Source organism: Burkholderia sp. MSMB0856 (genome assembly GCF_001524645.2).
GTDB lineage: Bacteria > Pseudomonadota > Gammaproteobacteria > Burkholderiales > Burkholderiaceae > Burkholderia > Burkholderia diffusa.
Map to the genome: position 1 here is coordinate 92663 of NZ_CP013429.1, position 24110 is coordinate 116772.

At 66.8% G+C, this 24110-nt stretch carries 21 protein-coding genes; 8 read left to right on the forward strand and 13 right to left on the reverse strand.

Annotation, left to right across the window (positions count from 1 at the left end):
• Window positions 1–20 precede the first annotated feature (20 nt).
• The 3 genes from WS87_RS29100 (at window position 21) to WS87_RS29110 (ending at window position 3148) form a co-directional block, all read left to right on the forward strand.
• Window positions 21–641, forward strand: a complete 621-nt coding sequence (locus tag WS87_RS29100) for an HD domain-containing protein (protein WP_059817216.1) — start codon at window positions 21–23, stop codon at window positions 639–641.
• Between the two features lie 294 nt (window positions 642–935).
• The gene (locus WS87_RS29105; protein ID WP_059525868.1) at window positions 936–1655 is read left to right on the forward strand and encodes a response regulator transcription factor; all 720 of its coding nucleotides are present in this window, start codon (window positions 936–938) and stop codon (window positions 1653–1655) included.
• Window positions 1655–3148, forward strand: a complete 1494-nt coding sequence (locus WS87_RS29110) for a sensor histidine kinase (protein WP_059817214.1) — start codon at window positions 1655–1657, stop codon at window positions 3146–3148. Before WS87_RS29105 ends, WS87_RS29110 begins: the two co-directional genes overlap by 1 nt.
• Before the next feature lie 36 nt (window positions 3149–3184).
• Here the strand turns inward: WS87_RS29110 and WS87_RS29115 are convergent, their stop codons facing one another.
• Window positions 3185–4285: an AraC family transcriptional regulator gene (locus tag WS87_RS29115; protein WP_059817212.1), complete on the reverse strand. Its 1101-nt coding sequence runs from the start codon at window positions 4283–4285 to the stop codon at window positions 3185–3187.
• Window positions 4286–4605: 320 nt separating this feature from the next.
• On the opposite strand from WS87_RS29115, the gene WS87_RS29120 reads away from it, so the two are divergent.
• Both WS87_RS29120 and WS87_RS29125 read left to right on the forward strand, forming a co-directional pair.
• A complete protein-coding gene (locus tag WS87_RS29120; protein ID WP_059817375.1) occupies window positions 4606–6240 on the forward strand; it encodes an AMP-binding protein in 1635 nt (544 codons plus the stop codon).
• Window positions 6240–7409, forward strand: a complete 1170-nt coding sequence (locus WS87_RS29125) for an AraC family transcriptional regulator (protein WP_059817210.1) — start codon at window positions 6240–6242, stop codon at window positions 7407–7409. The genes WS87_RS29120 and WS87_RS29125 overlap by 1 nt, the downstream gene beginning before the upstream one ends.
• 157 nt (window positions 7410–7566) lie before the next feature.
• Here WS87_RS29125 and WS87_RS29130 read toward each other — a convergent pair whose 3' ends face one another.
• The 8 genes from WS87_RS29130 to WS87_RS29165 all read right to left on the reverse strand — a co-directional run bounded on the left by WS87_RS29130 (window position 7567) and on the right by WS87_RS29165 (window position 14887).
• A complete protein-coding gene (locus WS87_RS29130; RefSeq protein WP_059817207.1) occupies window positions 7567–8799 on the reverse strand; it encodes an MFS transporter in 1233 nt (410 codons plus the stop codon).
• A 136-nt stretch (window positions 8800–8935) separates the two neighbouring features.
• Window positions 8936–10363 (reverse strand): MFS transporter, encoded by a 1428-nt coding sequence (locus WS87_RS29135; protein WP_059817205.1) that lies wholly within the window; start codon window positions 10361–10363, stop codon window positions 8936–8938.
• Between the two features lie 207 nt (window positions 10364–10570).
• Window positions 10571–11014 (reverse strand): type II 3-dehydroquinate dehydratase, encoded by a 444-nt coding sequence (gene aroQ, locus WS87_RS29140; protein ID WP_059525932.1) that lies wholly within the window; start codon window positions 11012–11014, stop codon window positions 10571–10573.
• Window positions 11015–11033: 19 nt separating this feature from the next.
• Window positions 11034–11867 (reverse strand): shikimate dehydrogenase, encoded by an 834-nt coding sequence (aroE, locus tag WS87_RS29145; protein ID WP_059817373.1) that lies wholly within the window; start codon window positions 11865–11867, stop codon window positions 11034–11036.
• Complete coding sequence (locus WS87_RS29150) at window positions 11867–13087, reverse strand: CaiB/BaiF CoA transferase family protein (RefSeq protein ID WP_059817203.1); 1221 nt, start codon at window positions 13085–13087, stop codon at window positions 11867–11869. The genes aroE and WS87_RS29150 overlap by 1 nt, the downstream gene beginning before the upstream one ends.
• Entirely contained in the window at window positions 13087–13545 is a 459-nt protein-coding gene (locus WS87_RS29155; protein ID WP_059692469.1) for a MaoC family dehydratase, read from the reverse strand. Before WS87_RS29155 ends, WS87_RS29150 begins: the two co-directional genes overlap by 1 nt.
• Window positions 13546–13547: 2 nt before the next feature.
• Window positions 13548–13940 carry a VOC family protein gene (locus WS87_RS29160; protein WP_044848449.1) on the reverse strand — a complete coding sequence of 131 codons (393 nt, stop codon included), beginning with the start codon at window positions 13938–13940 and terminating at the stop codon, window positions 13548–13550.
• Window positions 13937–14887 carry a ketopantoate reductase family protein gene (locus WS87_RS29165; RefSeq protein ID WP_059817201.1) on the reverse strand — a complete coding sequence of 317 codons (951 nt, stop codon included), beginning with the start codon at window positions 14885–14887 and terminating at the stop codon, window positions 13937–13939. The genes WS87_RS29160 and WS87_RS29165 overlap by 4 nt, the downstream gene beginning before the upstream one ends.
• Before the next feature lie 99 nt (window positions 14888–14986).
• On the opposite strand from WS87_RS29165, the gene WS87_RS29170 reads away from it, so the two are divergent.
• Entirely contained in the window at window positions 14987–15889 is a 903-nt protein-coding gene (locus WS87_RS29170) for a LysR family transcriptional regulator (protein WP_059817199.1), read from the forward strand.
• Between the two features lie 211 nt (window positions 15890–16100).
• Here the strand turns inward: WS87_RS29170 and pntB are convergent, their stop codons facing one another.
• The 4 genes from pntB to WS87_RS33775 all read right to left on the reverse strand — a co-directional run bounded on the left by pntB (window position 16101) and on the right by WS87_RS33775 (window position 20602).
• Window positions 16101–17516, reverse strand: coding sequence for a Re/Si-specific NAD(P)(+) transhydrogenase subunit beta (gene pntB / locus WS87_RS29175; RefSeq protein ID WP_059525900.1), 1416 nt, complete (start codon window positions 17514–17516; stop codon window positions 16101–16103).
• A gap of 13 nt (window positions 17517–17529) precedes the next feature.
• Window positions 17530–19131, reverse strand: a complete 1602-nt coding sequence (locus tag WS87_RS29180) for a Re/Si-specific NAD(P)(+) transhydrogenase subunit alpha (RefSeq protein ID WP_059817196.1) — start codon at window positions 19129–19131, stop codon at window positions 17530–17532.
• Window positions 19132–19564: 433 nt separating this feature from the next.
• Window positions 19565–20155 carry a dimethylsulfonioproprionate lyase family protein gene (locus WS87_RS29185; RefSeq protein WP_059817193.1) on the reverse strand — a complete coding sequence of 197 codons (591 nt, stop codon included), beginning with the start codon at window positions 20153–20155 and terminating at the stop codon, window positions 19565–19567.
• A gap of 45 nt (window positions 20156–20200) precedes the next feature.
• Window positions 20201–20602 carry a hypothetical protein gene (locus WS87_RS33775; RefSeq protein ID WP_159085717.1) on the reverse strand — a complete coding sequence of 134 codons (402 nt, stop codon included), beginning with the start codon at window positions 20600–20602 and terminating at the stop codon, window positions 20201–20203.
• On the opposite strand from WS87_RS33775, the gene WS87_RS29195 reads away from it, so the two are divergent.
• Together WS87_RS29195 and WS87_RS29200 are read left to right on the forward strand one after the other, a co-directional pair.
• Window positions 20601–22391, forward strand: a complete 1791-nt coding sequence (locus tag WS87_RS29195; protein WP_059817188.1) for an acyl-CoA dehydrogenase — start codon at window positions 20601–20603, stop codon at window positions 22389–22391. The genes WS87_RS33775 and WS87_RS29195 overlap by 2 nt on opposite strands.
• 79 nt (window positions 22392–22470) lie before the next feature.
• Window positions 22471–24099: an electron transfer flavoprotein-ubiquinone oxidoreductase gene (locus tag WS87_RS29200; protein ID WP_442861420.1), complete on the forward strand. Its 1629-nt coding sequence runs from the start codon at window positions 22471–22473 to the stop codon at window positions 24097–24099.
• Window positions 24100–24110: the final 11 nt, after the last annotated feature.

Genomic DNA, 24110 nt, shown 5'->3' on the forward strand with positions numbered 1-24110 from the left:
CCCCGGCCCAAGGAGCGAACGTGAGCCGGATGCAGGAGCGGTTCGTCGCGTTGTGGTCGTGCAGCGGCGGGGCACATGCCGAGGATGTCTATCGGATGCTCGCGCGATGCTATACGGAGCCGGCGCGCCATTACCATACGCTCGTGCATGTCCGGCGCTGTTTGCGCCAACTCGACCTCGCACGAGAATCGATTCCCGAACCGGACGCCGTCGAACTCGCGCTGTGGTTCCATGACGTGATCTTCGTGCCCGGCGCGAAGGACAACGAGCAGAACAGCGCGGACTGGTTCCAGCGCCGTGCGGCGGGGCGCATCCGCGCGTGCGACCAAATTGGCGCGATGATTCTCGCGACGACCCACTCGGGTATTGCCGCGGGGCTGGATACCCGTTTCGTCTGCGACATCGACCTGGCCGTGCTCGGCGCTTCCCGCGGCCGTTTTCGCGAAGACGGCCGGCGTCTGCGGGCAGAGCGTCCCGATCTTGACGACAGGGCCTACGACCTTCATGAGCGGGCCATTCTGCGCGGGCTACTCGTGCGTCCGCGCATCTATCTGACGGACTTCTTCTACACACGTTGCGAAATGCAGGCGCGCAGGAACTTGAACTGGCGGCTGGGCTTGCCGGTTCCGGAATCGGGATGACGGACTGCCGAGCCGACGTGACAATCGATCCAGGCGATGCTCGAGCCTGGGCGAGCGGCGCCTGGATTTTCGGGGCCGGAATGGAACGTCGTGCCGGTATTACCCCCTCCACCCGCTCGCGAGCCAAACTTAAACGATTTGTGACCCCTCCCCGACGCAAAATTTTGCACAATGGCGGCAGCGCGGCATTGCTGCCGCGATTCGCCCCCGGACCCGCCCTCCCGCCCGGGGGCGGCCGGAACGAACCTGCGAAACCAACCTGAGAGCCATAACGACGTGCCGCCGCCGACCGCCATGGACCACCCCAAACGTATCCTGATCGTCGAGGACGATGCCGACATCGCCGACGTGCTGAGCCTCCACCTGCGCGACGAGCGCTACGAAGTGGTCCACAGCGCGGACGGCACGGAAGGGCTGCGCCTGCTCGAACAGGGCAACTGGGACGCGCTGATTCTCGACCTGATGCTGCCCGGCGTCGACGGCCTGGAAATCTGCCGGCGCGCGCGCGCGATGGCGCGCTACACGCCGATCATCATCACGAGCGCACGCTCGAGCGAGGTGCACCGCATTCTCGGCCTCGAACTCGGTGCCGACGACTACCTCGCGAAGCCGTTCTCGGTGCTCGAACTCGTCGCGCGGGTCAAGGCGTTGCTGCGGCGCGTCGATGCGCTCGCGCGCGATTCGCGGATCGACGCGGGCACGCTCGACGTGGCCGGGCTGTCGATCGACCCGATCGCGCGCGAAGCTGCCGTCGACGGCGCGCGCATCGACCTCACGCCGCGCGAGTTCGACCTGCTGTATTTCTTCGCGCGGCATCCGGGCAAGGTGTTCTCGCGGATGGACCTGCTCAATGCCGTGTGGGGCTACCAGCATGAAGGCTACGAACACACGGTGAACACCCACATCAACCGGTTGCGCGCGAAGATCGAGGCCGATCCGGCCGAACCCGTGCGCATCCTCACCGTATGGGGACGCGGCTACAAGCTCGCCGCGCCGGATCAGCGGGACGCGTGATGAAGCTGACCCTCACCCAGCGGCTGTCGCTCGTGTTCTCGATCCTGCTGCTCGCGTGCTCGGGCGCGTCGGCGTGGCTGCAGATCCGCGCGAACGACATGCGCGAGAAGGAAGTCGTGCAGGGCCTGTCGCGCGATCTCGCCGCGCATATCGCGAGCAGCACGCCGCTGATGGACGCGAACGGGCTGCGCCCGGACGCCGTGCGCACGTTGTTCGGCCAGCTGATGGGCGTGAATCCGAGCGTCGAGGTGTACCTGCTCGACAACGCGGGGCGCATCCAGGGCGACGACGCGCCGCCGGGCCACGTGAAGCGCGACCGCGTCGATCTCGCGCCGGTGCAGCGCTTCATCGCGGGCGAGCCGCTGCCGATCCTCGGCGACGATCCGCGCAGCCCCGACGCGCGCAAGGTGTTCAGCGCCGCGCCGTTGCAGCGGGCGGGACAGCCGCCGTCCGGCTATATCTACGTGGTGCTGCTCGGCGAAGCGCACGATCGGCTGGCCGCGCGGGTCGACGCGGGCAACGTGCTGCGCACGACGCTGTGGTCGATGGCGGTCGTCGCGCTGCTCGGCCTGCTCGCCGGCCTGACGGCGTTCAGTTTCATCACGCGCCCGCTGCGCCGGCTGACCGATGCGATGCGCCGCTTCGACGCGAACGCCGCGCCCGACACGCAGCCGCCGGTGCCGCGTTCGCCGCCCGGGCGACGCGGCGACGACATCGCGGTGCTCGAATCCGCGTTCGCGCAGATGGCCGACCGGATCGGCGACCAGTGGCGCGCGCTGACGCGCCAGGACCAGCAGCGGCGCGAACTGATCACGAACATTTCGCACGACCTGCGCACGCCGCTGACCTCGCTGCACGGCTATTTGGAAACGCTGTCGCTGAAGTCCGACGCGCTCGCGGAGTCCGAGCGCCGTCGCTACCTGTCGATCGCGCTCGCGCAGAGCACGAAGGTCGGCCGGCTCGCGCAGGCGCTGTTCGAACTCGCGCGGCTCGAATCGGGCGGCGTGCAGGCCGAGCGCGAGCCGTTCTCGCTCGTCGATCTCGTGCAGGACGTATTCGAGAAGTTCGAACTCGCCGCGCAGTCGCGCGGCGTCACGCTGCATGCGCGCATCCCGCCGCGCGTGCCGGTCGTGTCGGCCGATCTCGGGATGATCGAGCGCGTGCTGACCAACCTGCTCGACAACGCATTGCGGCACACGCCGCAGCATGGCGAAGTCGAAGTGGCGCTGACGCCGCAGGACGACCGCGTGGTGGTGACCGTATCGGATACCGGCGAAGGGATTCCGCCGGCGCGGCGCGAAGGGCTGTTCCAGCGGCCGCAGCGGCCGATGAGCGGCGGTGCGACGACGCGCGGCGGGCTCGGGCTGCTGATCGTGCACCGGATGCTGGCGCTCAACGGCAGCGGAATCCGGCTCGTCGACCGGGACGGGCGCGGCGCGGTGTTCGAGTTCGCGCTGGCGATCGCGCAGCCGGGGGCGGGCGAGGCGCGCTGAGACCGGTGGCGCTACGCGCCCCCTTGTGCACAGCGCCTATCCGCCGCGCTTGCGCCGCACGTCGCTCGGCGTCGTGCCGGTCCAGCGCTTGAAAGCGTGGCGGAATCCCACCGCGTCGCTGAAGCCGAGCGTCAACGCGATGTCCTCGGTGCTGAGCGTGGTGGTGCTCAGGTAGTCGATCGCGAGCGCCTTGCGCACGCTCGTCAGCAACTCGCTGTACGACGTGCCTTCGGCGTCGAGCTTGCGGCGCAGCGTGCGCGACGTCATGCACAGGATGTCGGCGATCGCGTCGATGTCCGGGAATTGTCCGGGCGTGCGCGTGAGTTCCTGGTAGACGCGCCGCGTGACGCCGGCCTGGCTGCGCAATTCGTCGAGCAGGCGCGCGCAGTGCGACGACACCTGCGCGGCGGTGATCGGGTTCGCGAGCTGCGGCGCGCGCGTGAGCCACGCGGCCGGGTAGCTCAACACATGGTGCGGCTGGTCGAACGCGATCGGGCATTCGAGCGCATCGGACAGCAGCGCCGCATGCGGCGGCCGCGGTTGCGCGAACTGCGCGCGGGCCGGCACGCACCACGCGCCCATCACATCCTTGATGATCGTCACGTGCAGCGCGAATTGCATGTCGATCAGGAAGCGGTAGAGGGGCAGGTCCGGCTCGGGCAGCGCGGCTTCGTGCGGATCCGGGAATAGCCACGACGCGGTGTCGCCCTGTTCGACCCAGCGGATCGCGAGCATCCCGTTCGCGAGCTGGTGATATTTGACTGCCGAATCGAACACATGCGCGAGCGATTCCGAACACAGCATCGCGTAGCCGTACATTCCATAGCTCGACGCATGCAGCCGGTGGCCGACGCGCACGCCGAGATCGGTGCCGTCATAGCGGCCGATCGCGTTGCGCGCGGCGGTCAGGAACTGCAGTTGCGACGTGAGCGTGAACGGGTCGGTGACGGCGTCCGGCGACAGGCCGGTGCCGTCGAGCACGGCGGCCGGGTCGAGGCCGAGTTCCTGGGCGACGCCGACGAGCACGGCCAGCTTGGCCGGCGAGAAGCGCTTCTCGCGCAACGCGTGAGCGAGCGGGGCGTCCGGCAGCGGGGCGGCGCCGGCGGCCGTCGGGGTCAAGGGCGCACTGCGCGGCATGACTGGTTCTGCGTCCGATTCGATATCGTTCCGGGTTCGCGATTTTGCGCCGGAACGCGCGGGCGCGCCATAGGGTTCACCCTGATGCGCACGGGCTGGCACGGCCCGACGACGGCAAACCGACGCGCGAGCGCAAGCCGCGGCTGGCGGCGCGCCGCACGCTCGCGTGTCCGTTTCGATCATCTTTTCGACCGCCCGGATCATTTTCAAAGCCCCTTTGGCGGGCGATAGTCGCCGGTCAGGCGACGGCCCATGCGCATCCGATGCGCGGGCCGCCGTGCGAACGGCGCTGCCTGGCGCCGTCCCCCGAGGAGCAGGACATGACGAAGAGACACTGGATCGGGTCGTACGGCTCGATCCCCGCCGAGATCGATGCCGATCGCCATCCTTCCGTAACCGCGCTGCTGGACGAAGCGATGCGCCGCTTCGCCGATCGCCCCGCATTCCGCGCGTTCGGCCGCACGCTGAGCTACGCCGACGTCGACCGCCTGTCGGCCGCGCTCGCCGCCTACCTGCAGCAGGTCGTGGGCGTGCGCAAGGGCGACCGCGTGGCCGTGATGCTGCCCAACGTGCTCGCCTTTCCGGTGGTGTTCGTCGCGGTCGCGCGGATCGGCGCGATCCAGGTCAACGTGAACCCGTTCTATACCGCGCACGAACTCGAGCATCAGCTCAACGACGCGGGTGTCGAAGTAGCCGTGGTGTGCGGCGGATCGATGGGCACGTTCGCCGACGTGGTCGGCAGGACGCGCATGCGAACCGTGCTGAGCGTGGGGCGCGGCGATTTCGGCGTCGTCGATGCGCCGGCCGGCGCGTGCGACGCGCTGCCGCCCGGCTCGATCCCGCTCGCGGACGCGATCGCCGCCGGCGAATCGCTCGCCTTCGAGCCGGCCGCGCTCGGCGGTGCCGATCTGCTGCTGCTGCAATACACGGGCGGCACGACCGGGCTGTCGAAGGGCGCCGCGCTGTCGCACCGCAACCTGGTCGCGAACATCGAGCAGTTCGCGGCGATCGTGCCGGCCGCGCGTCAGCCGGGCGAGGAGGTCGTCGTCACGGCGATCCCGCTGTATCACATCTTCGCGCTGACGGTGAACTTCCTGTCCTACTTCGCGATCGGCGCGGAAAACTGGCTCGTCGCGAACCCGCGCGACATGGACGCCTTCATCGACGTGCTGAAGGCCGCGCGGCCGTCCGTGTTCGTCGGCGTCAATACGCTGTACGCGGGGCTCGCGGGCCATCCGCGGCTGAAGGAAGTCGACTGGTCGCGGCTGAAGCTGTCGGCCGGCGGCGGCGCGGCGGTGATCGACGTGATCTCCGCGCGCTGGAAGGCGGTGACGGGCAACTTCATCCGCGAAGGCTACGGGCTGTCGGAAACGTCGCCGGTGGTCACGTTCAATCCGCAGTCGATCGATGCGTTCACCGGCACGACGGGCCTGCCGCTGCCGTCGACCGACGTGAAGCTGCTGGACGACCAGGATCGCGAGGTCGGGATCGGCGAGGCGGGCGAGATCTGCGTGCAGGGGCCGCAGGTGATGGGCGGCTACTGGCGCAAGCCGGACGCGAATGCGGCCGCGTTCACCGCGGACGGCTACTTCCGCACCGGCGACATCGGCGTGTTCGACGCGGCCGGCTTCCTGAAGATCGTCGATCGCAAGAAGGACATGATCATCGTGTCGGGCTTCAACGTGTATCCGAACGAGGTGGAAGCTGCGGCCACTTCGCTGCCGGGCGTGGCCGAATGCGCGTGCATCGGCGTGCCGGACGAGCGCACGGGCGAGGCCGTCAAGCTGTTCGTGGTGCTCGCGCCGGACGCGGTCGTAACGGAAGCGGAGATCGTCGCGCACTGCCGCGCGAACCTCGCAGGCTACAAGGTGCCGAAGCTGATCCGCCTGGTCGACCGGCTGCCGAAGTCGACGGTCGGCAAGATCCTGCGCCGGGAACTCAGCCGCGCCGACTGATGGCGCCGAAGCGCCGCGCGCCCGACGGCGCGCGGGCCGGCACGCCGCAAGCCCCGAAGGCGCCAAAGGCCCGGTCCGGGCCGCTCAAGTACAATGCGAGCGGTTCGACCGACGGGGACGCGATGACCGGTTCAGACTCACCTTCCGCCCAACCCGGGCGTGCGCTGCCGTCGCCGAGCGCGACGGTGCCGATCTCGCTCGTCAACGGTTTCCTGGCAAGTGCGGGCGCGCAGTGCGACGTGGTCGAACGCTACCTGCGCGGTGCCGGCATTCCGCTCGAGCTGCTCGGCGAGCCGCATGCGCGCGTGACGGAAGAGCAGTTCTCGACGCTGTACCGCACGCTCGCGATCGACCTCGACGACGAGATGCCCGGCATCTTCTCGCGCCCGCTGCGCGGCGGCACGCTGAAGTACCTGTGCCTGAGCCTGCTCGATGCGCGCAACCTCGAAACGGCGCTGCATCGTTTCGGCCAGTTCTTCCATATCCTGCTCGACGACTTCTTCGTCGAATCGAAGCGCGATGGTCTGGTCGCGCAGGTGCTGCTGCGGCCGAACCCGGTCGTCGGCCCGATCGGCGCGCTCGGCCAGGAATTGATGCTCAAGCTCGTGCACGGCGTGTGTTCCTGGCTGATCGGGCAGAAAATCCCGTTGCTGAAGATCGAGTTCGCGTGCCCGCGTCCGCGCCATGCGGTCGAGCATCTGTACTTGTTCACCGGCTCCGTGCAGTTCGACTGCGAACGCACGTTGATGCGCTTCAGCGCCGACTACCTCGACGCGCCGATCCGGCAAAGCAAGCGCAACCTGCGCAAGTTCCTCGCGCGCGCGCCCGGCGACTGGATCTTCGAATCGTTCAGCGAGCAGCTCGTCTGCCATCGCGTGCGGCAGTATCTGTCGGCGGCGCTGCCCGACCTGCCGGTGATCGATCAGGCGGCCGAGCATCTGCATTGTTCGGTGCGCACGCTGAGCCGCCATCTGGCCTCGGAAGGCACGACGTTTCAGGCGCTCAAGGATGAACTGCGACGCGACATCGCGATCCAGCGGCTCACCGACACGCTCGACACGATCGCGGCGATCGGCGCCGACATCGGCTTCGACGATCCGAGTGCGTTCCATCGCGCGTTCCGCCACTGGACGGGCAGCACGCCGGGCACTTACCGGCGGCGCGCGTAGCGCGTCGCGCGGTGCATTCGAACCCGTTCCCATAACCGGCATCCTTCGTGCGGTCCCATGGACGGCTCCCGTCATCGCGCGTCGTTCGCCGTCACGAATTCGACGGGCAGGGCGAGCGCGTCGGCCTCGCGTTTCGCACGCACGCACCGCGGCCCGGTTAGCTGCTCGAACTCGCCGATGCGCCGGATTGCCTGACGGCCGAAGTCGTGTGGATGATTTTCGGCAGCCAGGCAAACGCGATCGTCACCAGCGTCACGCCGACGACGAGCATCGGCACCACCATTGGCCACGCGCCCAGTTGATAGCGCGGATCGGTGAAAACCGCTGCCGTCTGTCCCACGCTGAAAGCGAAGAACATCATGATGAAGCCGGACCAGGATACCGCGCGGCCCGCAAGATGAGGCAGGCTGCTGACAGCCCCTGCCTGCCCGCATGGCTGATGGATTCCGTGGCCGAGGCAATACACGCCATGCCCCACGAGCAGCGGCCAGATGCTGCCGGGAAGCAGCGCACAGCCCAACGCCTGAATCACCGCGCCGGATAGGCTCAACGTTGCACCTTGTCGCACCGTTCGCAGCATGCTTTGACGTCGCAGCAGCAGGCGGCAGCCATACGTGCTCAGCACATAGACGAGCGTACCGCTCGCGGGTATCCACCCATATCGCTGTGGCGACAGGCCGAGATACCGGATGTAGATTGCGGGAGACAGCAATAGAAAGCAGAACATGCCGGTGTACGTCGACGCGGCCAGCAGCGCCCATACCCTGAACGTGGCATTGCTGAATATTTCGCGCACGTCCCGGGTCGAGCCACGGCTCGACGCGATTCGGGAGAAACTTTCCTCGAAGCCGTACCAGCACATGACGAGCAGCCCGAACGCATACAGACTCATCCCCCCGAGCACCCATCGCCATCCGGCCTGCTGCGTGACATACGCACCGAGAATCGGCGCGAAGAACGCCATCATCCCCATGCCCATGAAACCGCGCGCCATCACGTACGGGCCGTCGGCTGCCGAATACCGGTCGCGAACCGTCGCGCGCGCGCATACCAGGATCGCGGCCATGGCAAAGCCCTGCATCGCGCGAGCAGCGACCAGCATTGCTGCGCTCGACGCGAGCGCCGCCGCGAGCGCGGCCAGCGCATAGAGCGCAAGACCGCTCAGCAACAGGGGGCGGCGGCCGTATCGGTCGGAAAGACTGCCCATCGGCAATTGCCCGATACCGAATATCAATGCGAAAACCGTCAGGCTAACGCTGGCGGACCCTAGCGTCGCGGCGATTTCAGGCAGCGCCGGCAGGTAACTGTCGGTCGCCACCGGCTGGGCCGCCAGCAGAAGCGGCAACATGAGCGCGAAGTTCAGGCGAGCAGGGCGCGTGGTGTCCGGCATGACGGTTTTCGGTACGGTATCGGGCATCGGGTGAAGACAGCGGCAACGCGAGTTAGCTCTGCCGGTGAGGGTGAGACAGCAAGCCGGCAATGCCCGGCGGAAGGGGCGCCGAACGCGACGCCCCGTCGAGCGCCGGCTAGCTGCCCAGCGATCCCGGCACGTGCTCGCGCACGACGCGATGGCGCGCCATCGCAGCGACGCGCAGCCGGTCGTATTCTGCCTTGTCGACCGGTCGAGCGTTCGCTTGCCCCAGGTCGTTCATATGGACGCGATGGGTCTCGCGTGCGCTCGCGGCTGCGAGCGACGCAATCACGGTGATGCCGAACGCGATCCCACCGACGATCAGCCAGACGTGGTGTGCGCCGGGCGGCGCGACCGCCGTGAACAGCGCGGGCAGCATCGCCGTGGCCGCGGTGCCGAGGTTCTGCGCGATCGCCATCGCCGAGACGCGCGTGCGGGTCGGGAAGAGTTCCGGGTAAAAGGAGGGAAATACCGCGTTGTAGCCTTGGTACACCACCCCCCACATGAGCATCGACATCGCGAATGCGAGCGGCACGTTGCGGATGCTGATCGCATACAGGTAGGCGAAAGCGAGCAGGCCGGCCGCCAGCGCGCCGACGATGATCGGCGGCCGGCGTCCGACCTTGTCGGACAAGTTGCCGACGAACGGAATCACGATCATCGCAACGATATTGCCCATCACCGTGATCCAGAGATAGATGTCTTTCTGGAAGCCGATGCCATACGCCGGCTGGACCGCATAGGCTGCGCCGAAGATCGTGGCGACGACCGGAATCACGTTCATCATCGACATGCAGGCAACGCGCACCATGTCGGGAAAGTGGTGCCGGAAAGCGTCGGCGACGGGCGAGCCGGCTTGCGACTGGTTACGTACAGCTTCATCGAAGGCCGGCGACTCGTCGACCTGACGGCGAATGATCAAACCCGCAACGATGACCAGCGCACTCAGCAAGAACGGAATGCGCCAGCCCCAGCTGTCGAATTGCGCGGACGGCATGTAGTAGGCGAGCGGCAGGAACACGGCGGCGGCCAGCACCTGCCCGGCCTGCACGCCCTGCAGCGTGAAGCTGACGAAGTATCCGCGCCGGCCGAACGGCGCGTGCTCCAGGATCATCGAGCTCGCGCCGGTGATCTCGCCGGCCACGGCGAAACCCTGCAGCAGGCGAAGCGTCACCAGCAAGGCCGGCGCGAGCAGCCCGGCTTGCTGATAGGTCGGCAGCAGGCCGACGCCGACGGTCGAGATGCCCATCAGGAACATGCAGAACAGCAGGACGGTTTTTCGTCCGCGCGTATCGCCGAGATGGCCCAGCACGAACGCGCCGATCGGGCGCGACACGTAGCCGACACCGTAAGTGGCCAGCGACGCGATGATGGCGGTCGTGGGGCTGCCGTGCGGAAAGAATATCTGCGGGAAGATCAGCGCCGATGCCGTGGCGTAGATGAAGAAATCGTAGTATTCGAGCACCGAGCCGATCCAGCCGCTGAAGGCGGCCTTTCTCGATTGGTGCCTGCCGCGGGGCTCGTCTCGCAAGGTCGTGGTCATCGTCGTCTCCAGATATTGATATGTGTGCCGGGCAACGCGTGTGATGCGGGGAGTCGTCACTGCCCGATGTATCGACTCCGTTGTGTGACCTGACCGAGGTCCATCGATACGACGCACGGCGAACAACCGCGGTGCGCAATGCCGTGCACGCGGGCACGGTTGCGCATGTGCGTCGGTCCCGCATCGGCAGCCGATGCGGGCATCGGCTTATGCCTCGCCGAGCGCCGAGACCGCGGCCCGCAGCGCCAGCAGATAGCTTTGGACACCGAAACCGCAAATCTGCCCGCTGACGATCTCGGCGAAGACGGAGTGATGCCGGAACGGCTCGCGTGCATGAATGTTGGACATGTGCAGTTCGACGATCGGGCACGTGAGGATGGCAAGGGCATCGCGAATGCCGTAGCTGTAGTGCGTCCATGCGCCCGCGTTGATCAGCACCGCATCCTGGCCTTCCTCGAAGGCGCGATGAATGCGCTCGCACATCGCGCCTTCGCTGTTCGTCTGGAACGTGTCCACCTGTACGCCGAGTTCCTCCGCCAGCGCCTGCAGTTGTGCATCGATCTGCGCGAGCGTGATCGTCCCGTACTGCGCCGGGTCGCGCTTGCCGAACATGTTGTGATTGATGCCGTGCAGCATCAGGATCTTCTTCATGCGAATCTCCATTGCGTGTTCAATCAAAGGGCACGGCCAGCCGATCGATCACCGAACTGGTCTCGGGGCGCACGCCGCGCCACCACGCGAACGCTTCGGCCGCCTGCTCGACCAGCATGCCGACGCCGTCCGCAATTCCGTGTACGCCTGCGTTTTTCGCGAGCCGGAGAAACGGCGTCAGACGCTTGCCGTAGGCAAGTTCGTAGGCCGTGCCGGTCGGACTGAACACGCTCGGCGGGACCGGCGGCAGGTCGCCGGTCAGGCTGGCCGACGTCGCATTGACGACCACGTCGAAACGCCCCATTCGTGCGAGGTCTGCGTAGCCGCTGGCAACGAGCGGACCGCGTCCGGCAACTTGCGCGACCAATGCGCGCGCCTTGTCGACGTCGCGATTCGCGATGACCAGTTCGGCCGGTCCGGCTTCGAGGAACGGCAACAGCGCGCCGCGCGCCGCGCCGCCTGCGCCGAGCACCAGGACACGCTTGCCGGCCATCGGCAGATTGAGGTTCGTCTCGATATCGCGAACCAGGCCGATGCCGTCGAAGTTGTCGGCCAGGATGCGGCCGCCGTCGAACTTGAGCGCGTTGGCCGCGCCCGCGAGCCGCGCCCGCTCGCTGCGTTCGTCCGACATCGCGAACGCGTCTAGCTTGAACGGCGCCGTGACGTTGATGCCCTTGCCGCCGCCCTCGAAAAACGCACGAACCGCGGCAGCGAAAGCGCCTGCCGGCTCGACGGGCCCCTCGATGGCCGTATAGCTGAGGTCTTGCCGCGTCTCCTGCGCGAAGAGGCCGTGAATCAGCGGGGATTTCGTGTGCCCGATCGGATTGCCGATCACCGCGTATTGGTCGGTCATCATTGGCTCGCTTTTGAATAGAGGACGCCGTCGGCCTGCATCGCGTCGATTTCGGCCGGATCGAACCCGAGGGCGCGCGCAACTTCCGCGTTGTGCTGCCCGAGATCGGGTGCGACGTCGCGAATCGTCGTATCGCAATCGGAAAACCGGAACGGCAGGTTGGGCAGGCGCAGCGTGCCGTAGCGCGGATGCTGTTGCTCGACGACCATGCCTCTTGCCTGGATCTGCGGATCGTTCAATACCTCGTCTATGCGCTGCACCTTCGCGCACGGAACGTCGATGCCGTCCAGCAGTTCGAGGACCGACGCGACGGAACGCGCGGCCACCCACGGCTCGACCACCGACAGGATCTCCGCGCGGTGCGCGTTGCGTCCGGTGCTGTCGTGATACCGCGTGTCGGCGCCGAATTCCGCCGGGCCGCCGTGCGTCGCGATAAGTTCTGCGAAGCGTTTCCACGCGTCGTCGACTTGCGCGGCGATCACGAGATCGCCGTCCGCGGCACGGAATACGCCGTACAGCGTCGAGGTCGGCATGTCGTGCCCGGTCTGCTCGGGCAGCACGCCCTGCAGCGTGTAGCACTGCACCGCATATTCGTGCATCGATACCAGCGTGTCGTACAGCGCCATGTCGATGTGTTGCCCGCGGCCGCTCTTCACGCGTCCCAGCAGCGCGGCGTTGATGGCCGCGACCGCATGAATGCCGGTGTACATGTCGCCGAGCGAGATGCGCAGCAGCGGCGGCCGCTCGCCCGGCGTGCCCACCATCTGCATGATTCCGCTCTTGGCTTCCGCGATCAGCCCGAAGCCCGCGCGATGCGCATCGGGGCCGGTATGCCCGTACGCCGAAATCGAACAGTAGACGAGGCCCGGATTGCGCGCCGACAATTCGGCATAGCCGAGCCCGAGCTTGTCCAGCGCGCCAGGCCGATAGTTCTCGATGAACACGTCGGCGGAGTCGCACAGGCGCTGCATGAATGCCTTGCCGCGCGCGTCCTTCATGTTGACGCTCACGCCGCGCTTGCCCATGTTGAGCTGCAGGAAGTAGCCGCTTTGCTGGTCGTCGAGCACGGTCGCGTGCTGGCGTCCGGCGTCGCCCGATCCGGGACGCTCGACCTTGATGACTTCGGCGCCGAGCGCCGCGAGACAGCGCCCGACATACGGCCCGGCAAGGAAGTGGCTGTAGTCGACGACGCGAATGCCTTCGAGTGGGCGAGCCTGCATCACAGTGCCTCCGGGCGGCGCGGCACCATCAAACGATGTTCGCCGTGTTGAACGACCTGACCGTCCTGATTGATCAACTCCGACGGCAGCACGACGATGCCCCATCCCGGACGACTCTTGCTGGCCCGCATCGAGCCGACGCGGAACTTCACGTGCAGCACGTCGCCGACCTTGATCGGCAGCAGAAAATCCCACGTCCAGCCGAGCGACATGCCCGGCAGAAAGCGATAGTCGCTCTGCGTCTTCAGGCCGTCGGCGATGGACAAGCCGAACAGCCCGTGCGCGACGAGGCACCCGAAATGGCTCGCGTTCGCGTATTCCTCGTCCACGTGGACGGGCGTATGGTCGCCGGTGAGGTCGGCGTACGCGAGAATGCGCTCCTTCGTCACGGTGTAGCTCGGGCTCGTGCACGTGTCGCCCTCGCGGGCGTCGTCCCAGTATTTCTCGACGATCGTCATGGTCATGCCTCCGCGCGCGGGTTGATGGCCAGCGCCTGCGCGACGCAAGAAGCCGGCCTCGCCTGGATCAGTTCGACGGCAAGCCCGTCGGGCAGGCGCAGCCAGTTGCGCCCTTGCGGCATCTCCGTCACACCGAACCGTTGCGCCGCGGCCAGCGCGGCTTCCAGGTCTTCGCACATCACGCCGAGATGGGCGAGCCGGCCTTCCGGACCATCGTGTTCCGGCGCGTGGATGAACTGCAGGCCGCCGAGCGTCCAGTACTGCCGCGGCGCGTCGAGCGTGCCGTCCACTTCGCGCAGGGTCATGCCGAGCACGTCCTCGAAGAAGCGGATGTGCCAGCGGATGTCCTTCACCCAGATCGCAACGTGTTCGAGATAGGCTTTCGTGGCATTCATGCGGTGGCCTCCTGCCGTTGGCGGTCGGCCATCGCGCGTTCCAGTCCCTTGATGCAGGCGACGAGCGTCGCATTGACCGGGGTCGGTACGCCGTAGCGCTGCCCCCAGCGCACGACCGAACCGTTGATGAAGTCGATCTCGGTGATCGAGCCCTTCTCCAGGCTTTGCAGCATCGACGTCTTGAAGGACGCGGGCAGCCCTTCAGCGGCGAGCGTCCAGGCCTGTTCGGGATCGGTCATCGACAGCTTGACGCCGGCCGCCTGCGCCGCAGCGATCGCCTCGGCCACGGCCGCGAGCGACGTCGCCTTCAGCAGCGGCTCGTCGTAAAGCTGCCCGTAGGTGAGGCCGGTCAGCCCCGTCAGCGCGCCCGTCGCGACGTTGACCAGCAGCTTGTCCCACATCGTGCCGACGATGTTGTCGCTGATCGTCGTGGCGAGGCCGGCGGCATCGAACGCCGCGGCGATCGCCTGCACGCGCGGTGTGATGCGGCCGTCGAGTTCGCCGATATAGGTGTACTTGCCGATCACGCCGGATTCGATATGACCCGCGCCGCGCAGCACGCCGCCGACGTAGGTCTTGCCCGCGAGGACGCGCTCGCGGCCGACGACGTCGATCAGGATGTCCTCGTGTCCGAGGCCGTTCTGCAGCGACAGCACCGTGGTATCCGGCCCCACCAGCGATTGGGCGCCGCGGATGGCCGCATCGGTGTGGAACGACTTGACCAGCACCACCACCAGGTCGGCCACGCCGACATCGGCAGCCTGGGTCGTCGCATGGACGCGTACGTGGCGGGTGCCGCCCGCGTCGTCGACGCGCAGGCCGTCACGGCGCATTGCGTCGACGTGTGCCGGCGAGCGGTCGATCAGCCAGGTCTCGTGGCCGCCTTGGGTAAGGGTGGCGCCGATCGCGCAGCCCAGCGCGCCGGCGCCCAGAATTGCTATTTTCAATGGTGTCTCCTTGACGTATGGCATCACGATAGGAGTCGCCGCTCATGTCGACAATGCAATGGATACAATGGCGTCATTGCCACGGACAATAACGTCACGATGCCTGCCGACCTGCCCGACCTGAAGCTGCTTCAGCTTTTCGATCTCCTGTACGACGTGCGCAGCGTCACGCGCGTCGCCGAGCAACTGGGCCAGAGCCAGCCGACGGTCAGCATCTGGCTCGGGCACTTGCGGGAACACCTGCACGATCCGCTCTTCATCCGGACGCCCGGCGGCATGGCGCCGACACCGCAAGCCGACGCGCTGATCGGGCCATGCCGGGAAATTCTCGAATCCCTGCGGCGCTTCACGGCTTGGGAGATCGCGTTCGATCCCGCGACGGCCCAGCGACGGTTTCGCATCTGCATGACCGACGCGAGCCATATCACGCTGCTTCCGCGGCTGCTGGCCCATGTCCGCGCGCAGGCGCCCGGCGTCCGGCTGGAAGCCGCACGGATCGACGGCAATACGGAGCGCGCGCTCGAATCCGGCGAAGCCGATCTCGCGATCGGCTATGTGCCGTGGCTAGGCGGCGGCATTTATCAACAGAAGTTGTACGACCAGGATTGGGTCTGTCTGGCCAATCGGCATCACCCGAGGATTCGCGGTCGCCTCGGAGCAAAGCAGTATCGTTCGGAAGGACATGTCGCCATTACGGCGGGAACGGGCGCGCAGCTCCTTGAACAGGCGCTGCGGCAGGCGCGCATCGAGCGCGACGTGGTGCTGGAGTTGCCGGGTTTTCTGGGTTTGGGGGCGATCGTCCAGACGACCGACCTGATCACGACGCTACCCCGTCATATCGGCCAGACACTGGCTCAGGCGAACGATCTGGCGGTTCATGCGTGCCCGATCCCGGTCGACGGGTTTGCGGTACGGCAGCATTGGCATGCGCGATATCACCATGAGGCGGGCAATCGGTGGCTGCGCGGCGTCGTGATTCAACTGTTCGGTGCGTCGCATTGATCTGCGGATTTGGCGTTCGCGATGGACGGCGTGCAAAACACTACGATCGGTTTCGTGCGCGACTCCGTTGTCCACAAGCGGTGACCAAACCGGCGCAATGGGAAAAGGGAAGGTGGGGCTGCGCGTCGTCCGGTTTCGGCGTCCGTGACGGCGTATCGAGGCCACGCGGCGCCGGAGCGGCGTGCTGCCCGCTCCGCGCGCGTGGCCGTACTCAGGCTTTCAGTGCACCGAAGATTTCGTTGAGCATCGACTTCGCGTCGCCAAACAACATGCGGTTGTTGTCCTTGTAGAACAGCGGATTGTCGACGCCCGCATAGCCCGAAGCCATGCTGCGCTTCATCACGATCGACGTCTTCGCCTTCCACACTTCCAGCACCGGCATGCCGGCGATCGGGCTCGACGGGTCGTCCTGCGCCGCCGGGTTCACGATGTCGTTCGCGCCGATCACCATCGACACGTCGGCCTCGGGGAAGTCGCCGTTGATCTCGTCCATTTCCAGCACGATGTCGTACGGCACCTTCGCTTCGGCCAGCAGCACGTTCATGTGCCCCGGCATGCGGCCCGCGACCGGGTGGATCGCGAAACGCACGTCGACGCCCTTTTCGCGCAGCAGCTTCGTCAGTTCGAACACCGTGTGCTGGGCCTGTGCGACGGCCATCCCATAGCCGGGTACGATGATCACGCGCTTGGCCTCGCGCAGCAGCTCGGCCGTCTCCGCCGCGCTCACCGCGACCGCCTCGCCGGCCGGCTGTGCCGCGCCGCCGCCGGCTGCCGCCGGTGCGCCCGCGCCGCTGCCGAAGCCGCCCGCGATCACGCTGATGAAGTTGCGGTTCATCGCGCGGCACATGATGTACGACAGGATCGCACCGGACGAGCCCACCAGCGCGCCGATCACGATCAGCAGGTCGTTGCCGAGCATGAAGCCGGTGGCCGCCGCCGCCCACCCCGAGTAGCTGTTGAGCATCGACACCACGACCGGCATGTCCGCGCCGCCGATCGCCATCACCATGTGCACGCCGAACAGCAGCGAGATTACCGTCATGACGACGAGCGGCAGCATGCCGTCCTGGATCGTTTCCGCATGCAGGAACGCGCGGCCGTAGTAGATCACGATCAGCAGTGCGGCCAGGTTCAGCCAGTGCCGTGCCGGCAGCAGCAGCGGCTTGCCGCCGATCTTGCCCGACAGCTTGCCGAACGCGATGATCGAGCCCGCGAAGGTCACCGCACCGATCAGGATGCCGACATAAATCTCGACCTCGTGAATGGCCTTCTCCGCGCCGGTGAACTGCAGCGACGTGTCGATATAGCTCGCGAAACCGACCAGGCAGGCCGCGAGGCCGACGAGGCTGTGCATCAGCGCGACCAGTTCCGGCATCTGCGTCATCTGCACCTTCTTCGCGGCGTACAGGCCGACGGCGCCGCCGACGACGAGTGCCGCGATCACGTACGGAATGCCCGCGGCCGACACGCGCGGACCGGCGACGGTGGCCAGCACGGCGATCAGCATGCCGATCATGCCGAGCAGGTTGCCGCGGCGGGCGGTCTCGGGATTGGCCAGCCCGCCGAGGCTGAGAATGAACAGGATCGCGGCGCCGATATAGGAGACGGTAGTCAGGTTGGATGTCATTGTTGTCGTCCCCTTATTTGCGGAACATCGCCAGCATGCGGCGCGTGACCGCGAAGCCGCCGAACATGTTGACGGCCGTGAGCGTGAGCGCGCCCACCGCCAGGCCCAGGATCAGCCCGGACGGACGGTCGCCGGCATTGGCCAGTTCGCCCAGCGGTGGCGCGACCTGCACGAGCGCGCCGATCGCGATGATCGACGAGATCGCGTTGGTCACGCTCATCAGCGGCGTGTGCAGCGACGGCGTGACGTTCCAGATCACCATATAGCCGACGAAGCACGCGAGCACGAACACCGTGAAGTGCGACAGGAAGCTGGACGGCGCGAACTGGCCGACCAGCAGGAACCCCAGCGCGCCGATCGCGAACACGATCGCGAGCGCCTTGGCCGACATCGGCTCGCCGCTGTGGCCGTGGCCTTTCGACTTCGCCGGCGCGGCCGCCGCGGGTGCCGCTGCCGGGGGCTTGGGCGCGACGGCCGCCTGCTTGATCGGCGGCGGCGGCCAGGTGACGTTGCCTTCCTTGATCACGGTGAGGCCGCGGATCGCATCGTCGTCGAAGTCGACGTTGATCGTGCCGTCCTTGGCCTTGCACAGCTCCTCGATCACGCGCAGCAGGTTCGTTGCATACAGCGTGGACGACTGCCGCGACAGGCGCGATGCGAGATCGGTATAACCGACGATCGTCACGCCGTGGCGCACGACCGCCTCGCCGGGCACCGTGAGTTCGCAGTTGCCGCCCTGTTCGGCGGCCATGTCGACGATCACGCTGCCGGGCTTCATCGACTGCACCATCTCGGCGGTGATGAGCTTCGGCGCCGGCTTGCCGGGAATCAGCGCGGTGGTGATGATGATGTCGGCGTCCTTGGCCTGCTGCGCGTACATCGCGCGTTGCGCCTGCTGGAAGCCTTCGCTCATCACCTTCGCGTAGCCGCCGCCGCCCGAGCCTTCCTCTTCGTAGTCGACCTTGACGAACTCGCCACCCAGCGACTTGACCTGGTCGGCCACCTCGGCGCGCGTGTCGTTCGCGCGCACGATCGCGCCGAGACTCGCGGCCGTGCCGATCGCGGCCAGACCGGCCACGCCGGCGCCGGCGATGAACACCTTGGCCGGCGGGATCTTGCCGGCTGCCGTGACCTGGCCGTTTAGGAAGCGGCCGAACGCATGCGCGGCCTCGATCACCGCGCGATAGCCGCTGATGCCGGCCATCGACGTGAGCGCGTCCATCTTCTGCGCGCGCGACAGCGTGCGCGGCAGCGAATCGATCGCCAGCACCGTTGCGCGCTTCGCGGCCAGTTGCTGCATCAGCTCGGGGTTCTGCGCGGGCCACACGAAGCCGATCAGCGTGCCGCCCTCGCGCATCAGCGCGACTTCGTCGGCGCTCGGCGGGCGGACCTTGAACACGATGTCGCTGCCGGACCAGAGCTCGGCGGCGCTGGCGGCGATGCTCGCACCGGCCGCGCGGTACGCGTCGTCGTCAAAGTTCGCGCCGGCCCCGGCGCCGCTTTGGACGGCCACCGTAAAACCCAGCTTGATCAGTTTCTCGACCACTTCGGGGACGGTCGCAACGCGCCGTTCCTGAGTGGCTGTCTCCAGAGGAATCCCAATCTGTAATGTCATAGTGTGAACGATGGGTGATAGATCGGTGAGGGCCATCGCGAAGCGCGCGGGCCGGTGCGTCAAGGTACCAGAATCATGTGCGTGTTTAGTGGCGCGTGCGAGAGTTCGCGTCAAGAATAGAACGACCGTTCGCTGAATGCGGATAAAGTATGCCGCATAACGACGGGGCTATCGAGGGCACAAATGCGTCGAACGCGTCTTCCGATGTTCTGTTGCGTTTTATCCACGCGCGGGCGATATCGCGTCGGCCGAATGGATGTTGACGATGCGATCGGGCCACTGCTGCCACGGTGCGGCGCTGCCGCGCGGCGGGATTGCATGGACTTCCCATAACCGGCTTCCTGCGCGGGTTCCCATGGCCGGCTCCCCATTGGCGATTCCGACCGACCGGTAGGGCAACGGCGCGCTGTGTGTCGCAGGCGCATCCGTCGGATCAATTCAGCAGGCACCATATCGCGAGGAACGGCGCGCTGCCGGAGCGCATCGCATGCAGTGCGCCAGGCGCGTTGTGGATGCCGCCGCCGATCCCGGGATCGAACCACGCGCCGTTTTGTTGCCGGAATTCACCGGCGGTCATGAGCACGTACGCTTCCTCCGGTGCGTGACCGTGATCCGGATATCTGACGTCGGGCATCATCAACGAGAAGCCGAGCTGGATGTCGTCGCGGCTTTCCGCGCCGCCGGGCCCGCAGATCATCCCGTTCACGTGCCCGTCGACGTAGTTCGGGCTGCCGTCCTTGCCCGACGTGCGACGCGACCATCCGATCACGGGTTCGAGCGACTTGATCAGCCGTGCGACAGTGGCGAACGTCGGGCTCACGCGCGCGACCGACTCGAGCGCCGGGTCGAGCCATTCGCATGCGGGGTATCGCACCGCGAGCCGCGTTCCGTTGTCCGACGGGGTCTGCAGCCGTGCGAATACGTGCGGCGCGAATGCGCGCGCCGCGGGCGGAAGCGTGTCCGACTCGAACAGCGCGCCGGCAACCCGGACGAAATCCGCGATGTCTTTCGGGCGTTCACTCATCCTGGTCTCTGCTCCCGTGCTCGCTTGGCCTGATGACACGAAAGTCTACGCAGAAACGTGCCGGCCCGGACAGCGAAAAAGGACGGCCGATTTGGCACCGGCCGCCATGTGCTCGCCGTGGCTGCCGTCCGCCCCGAGGCGGCTTCGGCGACTTTGCATCATCAACTCCCGGTCTTCGGCTTCGCCGGCCAGCCCGTCCGGCCGGCATGCCGATTGCGCGTGGCTTGTGCCGAAATCGGCATCCGAACCCGCCGCCCGGACACTCGTTTCCGCCATCGCCTCGCGCATCACGTGGCCGGTTTTGTCACCATGTGGGCCGGATATGACAATGGAAAACCGCCGGCGCGGCATTACGATGGGCCACGACGTCGCCTGGCGCTGGCCGGTTTTGCCGCAGCCGCCCGGGCCGTGCGCCTCATTCACCGCCTGATTTGGAACATCGACCATGAGCTATAACGCCCCTGTCAAGGACATGCTGTTCGTGCTGAAGGAACTCGCGGGCATCGACACCGTCGCGCAGTTGCCTGGCTTCGAGGAAGCCGGCTACGACACCGCGCAGGCCGTGCTCGACGAATCCGCGAAATTCTGCGGTGAAGTGCTGGCGCCGCTGAACGTCGAGGGCGACCGCAACCCGAGCAGCTGGAAGGACGGTGTCGTGACGGCGACGCCCGGCTTCGGCGCCGCGTTCCGCCAATTCGTCGAAGGCGGCTGGCAAGGTCTGCAGCATCCGGCCGAATACGACGGCCAGGGGCTGCCGAAGCTGATCGCGACGCCGTGCATCGAGATGCTGAACGCGTCGAACCTGTCGTTCGCGCTGTGCCCGTTGCTCACCGACGGCGCGATCGAGGCGCTGCTGACGGCCGGCACCGACGAACAGAAGCAGCGTTACGTGCCGAAGCTGATCTCGGGCGAATGGACCGGCACGATGAACTTGACCGAACCGCAGGCCGGCTCCGACCTGGCGCTGGTGCGCTCGCGCGCCGAGCCGCAGGGCGACGGCACGTACAAGGTGTTCGGCACGAAGATCTTCATCACGTGGGGCGAGCACGACATGGCGGACAACATCGTCCACCTGGTGTTGGCGCGCACGCCGAACGCGCCGGAAGGCGTCAAGGGTATTTCGCTGTTCATCGTGCCGAAGTTCCTGGTCAACGAAGACGGCTCGCTCGGCGCGCGCAACGACGTGCACTGCGTGTCGATCGAGCACAAGCTCGGGATCAAGGCGAGCCCGACGGCGGTGCTGCAGTATGGCGACCACGGCGGCGCGATCGGCTACCTGGTCGGCGAGGAGAATCGTGGCCTCGAATACATGTTCATCATGATGAACGCCGCGCGCTTTGGCGTCGGGATGCAGGGGATCGGCGTGGCCGACCGCGCATACCAGAAGGCCGCGGCATTCGCGAAGGAGCGCGTGCAGAGCCGCCCGGTCGACGGGTCGGCCAGGCAGTCGGTGACGATCATTCATCACCCGGACGTGCGCCGCATGCTCGGCACGATGCGTGCGCTGACCGAGGGCGCACGGGCGCTCGCGTATGTCGCAGCGGCGCACAGCGACATTGCCCACCGCCATTCGGACGAGGCGACACGCACGCGTCATCAGGCAATCTACGAATATCTGGTGCCGGTCGTGAAGGGCTGGAGCACGGAGATGGTGAACGACGTGGCGAGCCTCGGCGTGCAGGTGCACGGCGGGATGGGCTTCATCGAGGAAACCGGCGCCGCGCAGTACTACCGCGATGCGCGGATCCTCGCGATCTACGAAGGCACGACCGCGATCCAGGCGAACGACCTGGTCGGCCGCAAGACGATGCGCGACGGCGGCGCGGTGGCGAAGGCGCTGATCGCGGAGATCGGCGACACCGTCGCCGCGCTCGGCAAGGTCGACGGCGCGGCGGCCGCGTCGATGAAGGCGCAGCTCGAGAAGGGCGCGCGCTCGCTGTCGACGGTGGTGGACTACGTGGTCGCGAACGTGAAGCAGGATCCGAACGCGGTGTTCGCGGGCAGCGTGCCGTACCTGAAGCTGGCGGGCGTGGTGCTGTGCGGATGGCAGATGGCGCGCGCGCTGCTGGCGGCGCACGCGAATCGCGCGAGCGACACGGCGTTCTTCGATGCGAAGATCGCGATCGCGCAATGCTATGCGGAACACGTCCTCGTGCAGGCAGGCGGGCTCGAAGCGTCGATCGTCGGCGCGAAGGGCGACGAGAGCGTGCTCGCGTTGACGGAAGACCAGTTCTGACCGTATCGGTCGGGGCGCAGGAGGAGACAGGATTTTGACCACACAGGACTTGCTCGCGCAATACGGCCCGCGCGAATCGATGGAATACGACGTCGTGATCGTCGGCGGCGGCCCGGCCGGGCTGTCGGCCGCGATCCGGCTCAAGCAGCTGGCCGCCGAGAAAGGCACCGAGATCGGCGTGTGCGTGCTCGAGAAGGGTTCTGAGATCGGCGCGCACATCCTGTCGGGCGCGGTGATGGATCCGCGCGCGATCACCGAGCTGTTTCCCGACTGGAAGGAACAGGGCGCGCCCTTGAACGTCGAGGTGACGGAAGACCGCTTCCTGTTCCTGTCCGAGAGCAGCGCGGTTACGACGCCCAACTGGGCGCTGCTCGACAACTTCAAGAATCACGGCAACTACGTGATTTCGCTGGGCAACGTCACGCGTTGGCTCGGTCAGCAGGCGGAAGCCTTGGGCGTCGAGATCTTCCCGGGCTTTCCCGCAGCCGAGATTCTCTACAACGACGACGGCTCGGTGAAGGGCGTCGCCACTGGCAACATGGGCGTGGGCAAGGACGGCGAGCCGACCGAGAACTTCCAGCTCGGCATGGAGCTGCACGCGAAGTACACGCTGTTCGCCGAAGGCTGCCGCGGCCACCTCGGCCGTCAACTGATCTCGAAGTTCAAGCTCGACGCGAACGCCGATCCGCAGGCGTATGGGATCGGCATCAAGGAACTGTGGGAAATCGATCCGGCGAAACACAAGCCGGGCCTCGTGATCCACACGGCCGGCTGGCCGCTGAAGTCCGATACGTACGGCGGCTCGTTCCTGTATCACATGGACAACAACCAGGTCGTGGTCGGCTTCGTGGTGGGCCTCGGCTACACGAATCCGTACCTGTCGCCGTTCGAGGAATTCCAGCGCTACAAGACACACCCGTCGATCCGCGCGTTCCTCGAAGGCGGCAAGCGCGTGTCGTACGGCGCGCGGGCGATCACGGCCGGCGGCCTGCTGTCGCTGCCGAAGACGGTGTTCCCGGGCGGCGCGCTGATCGGCGACGACGCGGGCTTCCTGAACGCGTCGCGGATCAAGGGCAGCCATGCGGCGATCAAGACCGGCATGCTGGCGGCGGACGCAGCGTTCGACGCGCTGCAGGCCGGCCGCCAGAGCGACGAGCTCAACGCGTACCCGGACGCCTTCAAGCAATCGTGGCTGCATACGGAACTGTACCGCGCGCGCAACTTCAAGCAGTGGATGGCCAAGGGACTGTACCTGGGCACGCTGATGGTCGGGCTCGAGCAGAAGGTGATGGGCGGCAACGTGCCGTGGACGCTGCATCACAAGCATGCGGACCACGAGATGCTGAAGCCGGCGTCGCAATGCACGCCGATCGAGTATCCGAAGCCGGACGGCAAGCTGACGTTCGACCGGCTGTCGTCGGTGTTCATCTCGAACACGAACCACGAGGAGAACCAGCCGGCGCACCTGACGCTGAAGGATGCGAACGTGCCGGTGAACGTGAACCTGCGCACGTACGCGGGGCCGGAAGGACGCTTCTGCCCGGCGGCGGTGTACGAGTTCGTGAAGAACGACGACGGCAGCGACCGGCTGGTGATCAATGCGCAGAACTGCGTGCACTGCAAGACCTGCGACATCAAGGACCCGACGCAGAACATCGTGTGGGTCACGCCGGAAGGCGGCGGCGGGCCGAATTACCCGAACATGTAACGCAAACGCAT